This is a genomic window from Streptomyces sp. NPDC102402 (genome assembly GCF_044765765.1).
Lineage (GTDB): Bacteria > Actinomycetota > Actinomycetes > Streptomycetales > Streptomycetaceae > Streptomyces.
Window position 1 is genome coordinate 113,237 of the sequence record NZ_JBIWKR010000019.1, and the last position, 8,022, is coordinate 121,258.

The following is an 8,022-nucleotide window of genomic DNA, read 5'->3' on the forward strand; positions in this document are numbered from 1 at the left end:
GCGACTCCTCGTCATCGGTCACCGCCGGCCAGCACATCGAGCCAGGCATCGACGGTGCGGGCCGTGGTCGGGGCGTGCTCGGTCATCATCGTGAAGTGGTTGCCGGGTACGTCGGTGACGGTGTGGGCGCCGTTCCAGACGGACCGCCAGTCCGTCACCGGGTCGGTCCACGGGGCCATGGGTTCGTCCGCCCGCAGGTGCAGGACCGGGGCGCGGGTGGGCCGGGGGGTCCAGTCCAGCAGCAGCCGGTGGTACGCGCCCATGGCCGTGAGCCGTGTGTCGTCGAGCGGTACGACCGTGCGGTCCGTCGCCCAGCGGAGCATGACGTCCCGCCAGGTGCCCATGGCCCCGGGGGCGCTGGGGGTGTAGACGTCGGCCAGCACCAGGGCGGTGGGCCCGGTGCCGCGGGCCTCCAGGTGCCGGGTCAGCGTGTGGGCGGCGTTGGCCCCGGCGGAGTGGCCGACCAGGGCGTACGGCCGCCCGTCGGCGTACCGGGCGATGGCCTCGGCGTGGGCCCCGCACAGCGCTTCGAGGGTGCCGGGCAGCAGTTCGCCGGGCCGGAAGCCGGGCTGGGGCAGGGCGACCACGGTGCGGCGGCCGGCGAGGGCTGCCGCGAAGGCGGCGAACTCGGCCGGGCCGGAGACGGCAGCGGTGCCGGTGACCGCGATGAGCAGCGGGCCCTGGTCCCCGGCGGGGCCGTCGGCCAGCCGGACGGGGGTGACGGGCTGCTGCGCGGGGTCGGTGAAGGCCGGGCGCAGGGCGGATACGGCGCCGAGGGCCTCGACGGCTTCGGCGACCCGGCTGTCGGCGACCGCGGAACGGTAGACCGCGACCAGTGTGGTGTCGCCGGGGCCCGCGTCCGCGGGGCCGGCCGGGGCGGCCGGTTCCTGGAGGAGGTCCAGCAGGTGGGCGGCGAGCGCGTCCGGGGTGTTGTGGTCGTAGAAGGTCTCGGGGTTCAGATCGGTGGCGGTCGCGGTGATGAGCCGGCGCCGCAGCTCCGCGACGGCGAGGGAGTCGAACCCGGCCAGGGTGAAGGGCACGTCGGCGGTGACCTCGTCGGGGCTCTCGTACCCGAGCACGGCGGCGGCCTCGGTGCGGACCAGGTTCCGGACGGCCGCGGTGTGCTCGGCCGGGCCGAGAACGGAGAGTTCGGCACGCAGGTCGCGCGGCCGGGGACCGGTCGCGGCCCCGTCACCGGCGGCCGGGGCGGAGGAGGCAGAGGCCGAGGCGGGAGCGGCGGAGGCGAGAGCGGAGATGAGCGGGCTGGGCCGGCGGGAGGTGAACCCGAGGGCGAACCGCTCCCAGTCGGTGTCGGTGACGGTGATCTGGGCCTCGCCCGCGGCGACGGCGCGGAAGAGCTCGGTGAGAGCGTCCTGCGGGTCCATGGGGCGCACCCCCCTGCGGCGCAGGTACGCGGCGCCTTCGCCGTCGCCCATGCCGCCGCCGCCCCACAGGCCCCAGGCCACGGAGGTGGCGGGCAGGCCCTCGGCGCGGCGCCGTTCGGCGAGGGCGTCGAGCCCGGCGTTCGCGGCGCCGTAGGCGCACTGTCCGGCGCTGCCCCACACGCCCGCGCCGGAGGAGTAGAGGACGAAGGCGTCGAGGCCGAGGTCCCGGGTGAGCTCGTCGAGGTGCAGGGCACCGGCGACCTTCCCGGCGTAGACGTCGGAGACGAGTTCGGGTCCGGTTTCGGTGAGCGGGCTGACCTGGGGCACGCCCGCGGCGTGGAAGACGGCGGTGAGTGGGGCGTCGGAGGGGATCTCTCCGAGGAGCGCGGCGAGCGCGTCGCGGTCGGCGACGTCGCAGGCGGCGAAGGTGGCCTTGGCTCCGAGGGCGAGGAGTTCGGCCTCCAGGTCCGCGGCACCGGGTGCACGGGCTCCGCGCCGGGTGACGAGCAGCAGGTGCTCGGCGCCCTCGCGGGCGAGCCGGCGGGCGAGATGGCCGCCGAGGGCGCCGGTGCCGCCGGTGATCAGGACGGTGCCACGGGGACGGTACGGCGCGGTGACGCACGGCGCGGGGGCAGCGGCGAGCCGGCGGCCGTGGGTGCGAGCGCCACGGACGGCCACTTGGTCCTCGGAGCCGCCGAGGACCTCGGCCAGCAGCCGCCAGGCCTCGTCCTCCTCGGTTCCGGTCGCGGTTTCGGGCAGGTCGACCAGTCCGCCCCACAGCGTGGGGAGTTCGAGCGCGGCGACGCGCCCGAGTCCCCAGAGCTGGGCCGCCGCCTGCCGCGGCCGCTCGCCGGGTGCGATGGCCACGGCCCCCCGGGTCGCGCACCAGAGGCGGGCGGTCATGGACGTCTCCTCCATCGCCTGGGCGAGGGAGAGGGTGGCCTGTACGGAGGATGGGACCAGCCCGGAGCCGGGCCGTTCCCGGTCGTCCGTGCCCAGCAGGGAGAGGACCCCCTCGACGACGGCGGCTGTGTCGCCCCGGGCGCCGGCGGGCGTGCCGGCGTGGGATGCCAGCACTTCGGCGAGGGCGGCCCGGTCGGCTCGCCCGGGATCGACCGGGAGCCGCCGGACACGGGCGCCGCGGGCGCGCAGGGCCCGCTCGGCGCGGTCGCCGGCCGACCCGGAGGCGGCTCCGGAGGGCTCGATCAGCAGCCAGGTGCCGGTCAGGGGGGTGCCGGTGGAGGCGGGCAGCAGGTCCCAGGTGACGTGGTGGCGGCGGGGCCCTCCGGCCGGGCCTCGGCCGCCTCCGCGGGGGGTGGGGGCGATCCAGTACCGGCGGTGCTGCCAGGCGTACACGGGCAGCGGGACCGGCCGGACGGGGGCGGTGGGGAAGAGCCGGCCGCGGTCGAGGGCGGCGCCGCGGCTCGACGCGGTGGCCACCGCCCGCAGCAGGGTGGCGTTCTCGGGGCGGCCGCGGCGCAACACGGGGACCAGCGCGGCCGGTTCCGCGCCGGTGCCGTCCGCGGAAAGCACTTCCTGGGCCATGCCGCAGAGAACGCCGTCGGGGCCGAGTTCGACGAAGGTGGCCGCGCCCAGCTCGCGGGCGGTGCGCACTCCGTCGGCGAAGCGGACCGCCGCGCGGACGTGCCCGGCCCAGTACGCGCCGGTGCGCAGGTCATCGCCGGTGGCCCGGCGGCCGGTGACGTTGGAGACGACGGGTATCCGGGGGGCCCGGTACGAGAGCCCGTCGGCCAGGACCCGGAACTCCTCCAGCATGGGGTCCATGAGCGGCGAGTGGAAAGCGTGGCTGACCGTCAGCCGCTTGGTCTTGCGGCCACGTTCGGCGAGCAGGTCCGCCGCCTGTCCGACGGCCTCCTCGGTCCCGGAGAGGACCACCGACCGGGGGCCGTTGACGGCGGCGACGGCGAGGGCGTCCTCGCGGCCGGCCAGGATCTCACGGACCTCGTCCTCGGAGGCCCGTACGGACAGCATCGCGCCGCCGGCCGGGAGCGCCTGCATCAGCCGGCCGCGGGCTGCGACAAGGGCGCAGGCGTCGTCGAGGCCGAGGACACCGGCCGCGTGGGCGGCCGCGATCTCGCCCACGGAGTGGCCGAGGAGGACGTCGGGGCGCATGCCCCAGTGCTCCAGCAGCCGGAACAGGGCGGTCTCGACGGCGAAGAGAGCCGCCTGGGCGTACTGGGTCCGGTGCAGCAGGGCTTCGTCGGGGGTGCCGGGTGCCGCGTCGAGCACTGCGGCGAGCGGGCGGTCGAGGTGGGGGTCGAGGCGTTCGGCGACGGCGTCCAAGGCCTGGGCGAACACCGGTTGGGTGGCGCGCAGCTCGCGGGCCATGCCGGGGCGCTGGCTGCCCTGTCCGGTGAAGAGGAAGGCCGTCCCCGCCTCGCGGCGGCGCACTCCTGTGACGACGGCGGGCGAGAGGGCGCCCTCGGCGAGGGCTTCGAGCGCGCCGGTGAGTTTCTCGTACGAGCTGCCGAGGAGGACGGCCCGGTGCTCGAAGGCGGTGCGGGTGGTGGCCAGGGCGTGGCCGACGGCCTCGGCGGAGGCGTCGGCGGCGGCCGGTCCGGCGAGGTGGGTGCGCAGTCGTCCGGCCTGGGCACGGAGGGCTTCGCCGGAGCGGCCGGAGAGGAACCAGGCGATCGGGCGCTCCGGACCCGGCTCGCCCCCGGGGGAGCCTGCGGAAGCCGTGCCGGGGGCGGGGGTGCCGGCGGGGGCGGTGCCCGGGGCGTCGGCTCCGACCGTGTCCTCGGCGTCGGCGTCTTCGGCCGCTTCCTCCACGATCACGTGGGCGTTCGTACCTCCCACGCCGAAGGCGGAGATCCCGGCGCGGCGCGGGCGCGGGCCCGCCGGCCAGTCCACCGGCTCGGTCAGCAGCCGTACCCGGCCCGAGGACCAGTCGGCGTGCGGGGTGGGGGTGGCGGCGTGCAGGGTCTTGGGCAGCAGGCCGTGGCGCATGGCCTGGATGGTCTTGATGACACCGCCGACCCCGGCGGCGGCCTGCGAGTGGCCGATGTTGGACTTGAGGGAGCCGAGCCACAGGGGCCGGTCCGCCTCGCGGCCCTGCCCGTAGACGTCGAGCAGGGCCTGGGCCTCGATGGGGTCCCCGAGGCGGGTCCCGGTGCCGTGCGCCTCGACGGCGTCGACGGCCTGCGGGTCGAGCTCCGCGTCGGCGAGGGCCGCGCGGATGACCCGCTGCTGGGAAGGGCCGTTGGGGGCGGTGAGGCCGTTGCTGGCTCCGTCCTGGTTGACGGCCGAACCGCGGATGACGGCGAGCACGGTACGGCCCGCCCGGCGCGCGTCGGAGAGCCGCTCCAGTACGAGCACGCCCGCGCCCTCGGCCCAGCCGGTGCCGTCCGCGTCGGCGGAGAAGGCCTTGCAGCGGCCGTCCGCCGCGAGGCCCTTCTGCCGGGAGAACTCGACGAACGCGGCGGCGTCGGGCATGACGGCCGCACCGCCCGCCAGTGCCAGGCCGCATTCGCCGCGGCGAAGCGCGGAGACGGCCAGGTGCAGGGCGACCAGAGAGGAGGAGCAGGCCGTCTCCAACGTCATGGCCGGGCCCTCGAGCCCGAGGACGTAGCTGATCCGGCCGGAGAGCACCGCGTCGGCGCTGCCGGTCAGGAGGTAGCCCTCGGATCCGGCCGGTACCCGGTCAAGGTCGGTGGCGTACTCGGCGTGGGCGGCGCCGATGTAGACGCCCGTGTCGGTCCCGCGCAGGGTGCGCGGGTCGAGTCCGGTGCGCTCCAGGGCCTCCCAGGACACCTCGAGGAGCAGCCGCTGCTGGGGGTCCATGACGACGGCCTCACGCGGTGAGATCCCGAAGAACGCGGCGTCGAAGTCGCCGGCGCCGGCGAGGAAACCGCCCTGGTCGCAGTATGTGGTGCCCTGCGAATCGGGGTCCGGGTCGTAGAGCCCGTCGAGGTCCCAGCCGCGGTCCTCCGGGAAGGGCGCGACAGCGTCCGTCCCGGAGGCGACCAGTTCCCACAGGGCCTCGGGGGAGTCGGCTCCGCCCGGGTACCGGCAGGCCATGCCGACAACGGCGACGGGCTCGTGCGCGGCCGCGGTCAGCTCCCGGTTGCGCCGGCGCAGACGCTCGGTCTCCTTCAGTGAGGTCCGTAGCGCCTCCATGAGCTTTTCGGAGGACATGGCCATCGGTGGGATCCCTCTCTGGGCGGTCGGGCGGAGCGGCGGCCTCATGGCCCCCGGCTGGGGCACGGCTCAGGCCGCGTCGCGCAGCGCCAGTTCGATCAGCGCGTCCCCGTCGAGTTCGTCGATCGCGCCGACGGCGTCGAACCGGTCCGCCCCATCGAACCCGCCGGCGCCTGAGAACCGCTCGGGCGCCGCTGTGCCGGGCTCCTCGGAGGCCAGGGCGAGCAGGGTGTCCAGCAGCCCCGCCTCACGCAGCACGCCCAGCGGGAGTGTGGCCAGGGCGGCCCTGATCCGCTGCTCCTCGGGGGTGCCGGCGCCCGCTGCGACTGCCGGGCGGAGGAGCCCGGCCAGGTGCCCGGCCATGGCGGCGGCCGTGGGGTGGTCGAAGACCAGGGTGGGGGGCAGCTTCCGGCCGCAGGCCCGGCTGAGCCGAGCCGCGAGTTCGCCCGCGGTGAGCGAGCTGAATCCGAGGTCCTTGAACGCCTCTTCGGGGTCGACGTCCTCGGGTCCGGCGTGGCCGAGCACGGCCGCGACGCTGCAGCGGACCTCGTCGAGCACGATCTCGTACTGTTCGTCGGGGCCGGCTGCGGCGAGCCGGGCGGGCAGGCCGTCCGCATCCGCCCCGGCGGGATCGTCGTCGGCCGCTCCGGCGGTTCCGTCACCGCCGGAGCCGCGCACGCCGGGCAGTTCGCCGATCAGCGGGCTTGGCCGGAAGGTCGTGAACCCCTTGGCGAAGAGCGGCCAGTCCATGTCGGTGAGCGCGATGCAGCCGTCCTCGCGGTCCAGGGCCCGCGCCAGGGCCGCCACGGCCCGTTCGGGGTCCATGGCGCGAAGACCGCGGCTGCTGAGGAACTCCTCGCCGGCGCCCTCACCCATGCCGCCGCCGCCCCACAGGCCCCAGGCCACGGAGGTGGCGGGCAGGCCCTCGGCGCGGCGCCGTTCGGCGAGGGCGTCGAGGGCGGCGTTCGCGGCCCCGTAGGCGCTCTGGCCGCCGCTGCCCCAGACTCCGGCTCCGGAGGCGTAGAGGACGAACGCGTCGAGTTCACGGGTGCGCGTCAGCTCGTCCAGGTGCAGGGCGCCGGTGACCTTGCCCGCGTACACCTCGGGGAGGGTATTCGCGTCGGTGTCGAGGAAGGCTGCCGAGTGCGGGACGCCGGCGGTGTGGAAGACGGCGGTGGGCGGGTGGGCCTCCAGCAGGGCGGCCAGCGCCTCGCGGTCGGAGACGTCGCAGGCGGCGACGGTGACCTCGGCGCCCAGTGCACGCAGCTCCTCGGCCAGTTCGGCCGCACCCGGCGCGGACGGGCCACGGCGGCTGGTGAGCACCAGGTGCCCGGCACCGGCCCCCGCGAGCCAGCGGGCGACATGGGCGCCGAGGGCGCCCGTACCGCCCGTCACCAGGACAGTGCCACGAGGGGTGTAGGTGCGGCGGGAGGGGGTGCCGGCGGCGGGGACGAGCCGGCGTCCGTAGCTGCCGGACGCGCGGACGGCGATCTGGTCCTCGTCGGCGATGCCCGCCAGGGCGGCGGCCAGCCTCTGCCAGGCGCGCTCGTCGGGGACCTCGGGCAGGTCCACCAGGCCGCCCCAGAGGGTGGGGTGCTCCAGTGCGACGCCGCGGCCGAGTCCCCAGACCTGGGCGCCGTCGGAACCGGGCCGTTCGGCGGGTGAGACAGCGACGGCTCCGCGGGTCGCGGCCCACAGCCTCGCGGTGAGACCGGCGTCGGCAGCCGCCTGCGCGAGAAGGGTGGTGCCGAGCACGGCGAGGGCCAGCCCGGGGTGCTCGGGGTGCGGTCGCCCGTCGGTCCCGAGGAGGGAGAGGATGCGGTCGAAGGGTCCGGCGGAGGCCCTCAAGGGCACCTCGGTGGTTCCCGCGCCGGTTTCGTACGCGGAGAGCCGGTCGGCCAGGGTCTGGCGGGTGGCGGTGCGGGCGTCGACGGTCAGGCGCTCGGTGCGGGCGCCGTGCCGGACGAGGGTGGCCTCGGCCGCGTCGGCGAACGCCTCGGCGTCGCCGCGCGCGCCCTCGGGGAGGACGAGGAGCCATCGCCCGGAGAGGTCCGGGGCGGCGGCGGACGCCGGCTCGGCGATTCCCTTCCAGGTGGTGCGGTAGCGCCAGGTGTCCGTGCCGGTGGGGTCGGCGTCGGGGGCGGACCGGACAGAGGGTTCGAGCCAGTAGTGCTGGTGTTGGAAGGCGTAGGTGGGGAGGTCGACGGTACGGGCCCCGGTCCCCTCGAACAGGGCGGTCCAGTCGATGTCCGTCCCACGCACGAAGAGTTCCGCCGCGGAGGCCAGGAACCGCTCCAGCCCGCCCTCACCACGACGCAGCGAACCCACCGCCAGGACGTCGGTGCCCGGCACGCTCTCCGCGGTCTCCTGCACCCCCATCGTCAGAACCGGATGCGCACTGCACTCCACGAACGTCCCGAAACCACGCTCCAGCAGAACCCGCACCGTCTCCTCGAAACGAACCCTCCGCCTCAGA

Annotated in this window: 2 protein-coding genes; both read right to left on the reverse strand. The window is 76.2% G+C overall.

Going from position 1 to position 8,022, the window contains the following annotated elements; all coding sequences use genetic code 11:
* Positions 1-11 precede the first annotated feature (11 nt).
* Positions 12-5,549, reverse strand: coding sequence for an SDR family NAD(P)-dependent oxidoreductase (locus ACIRJR_RS33490; protein WP_403787855.1), 5,538 nt, complete (start codon positions 5,547-5,549; stop codon positions 12-14).
* 66 nt (positions 5,550-5,615) lie between these two features.
* Positions 5,616-8,022, reverse strand: a 2,407-nt coding sequence (locus ACIRJR_RS33495; RefSeq protein WP_403787858.1) for a type I polyketide synthase, incomplete at its 5' end; no start/stop codon positions are given.

What these genes read in the sequence shown, in the direction of transcription:
- ACIRJR_RS33490 (WP_403787855.1), bottom strand. Translation starts at nt 5,549, where the DNA reads ATGGCCATGTCCTCCGAAAAGCTCATGGAGGCGCTACGGACCTCACTG.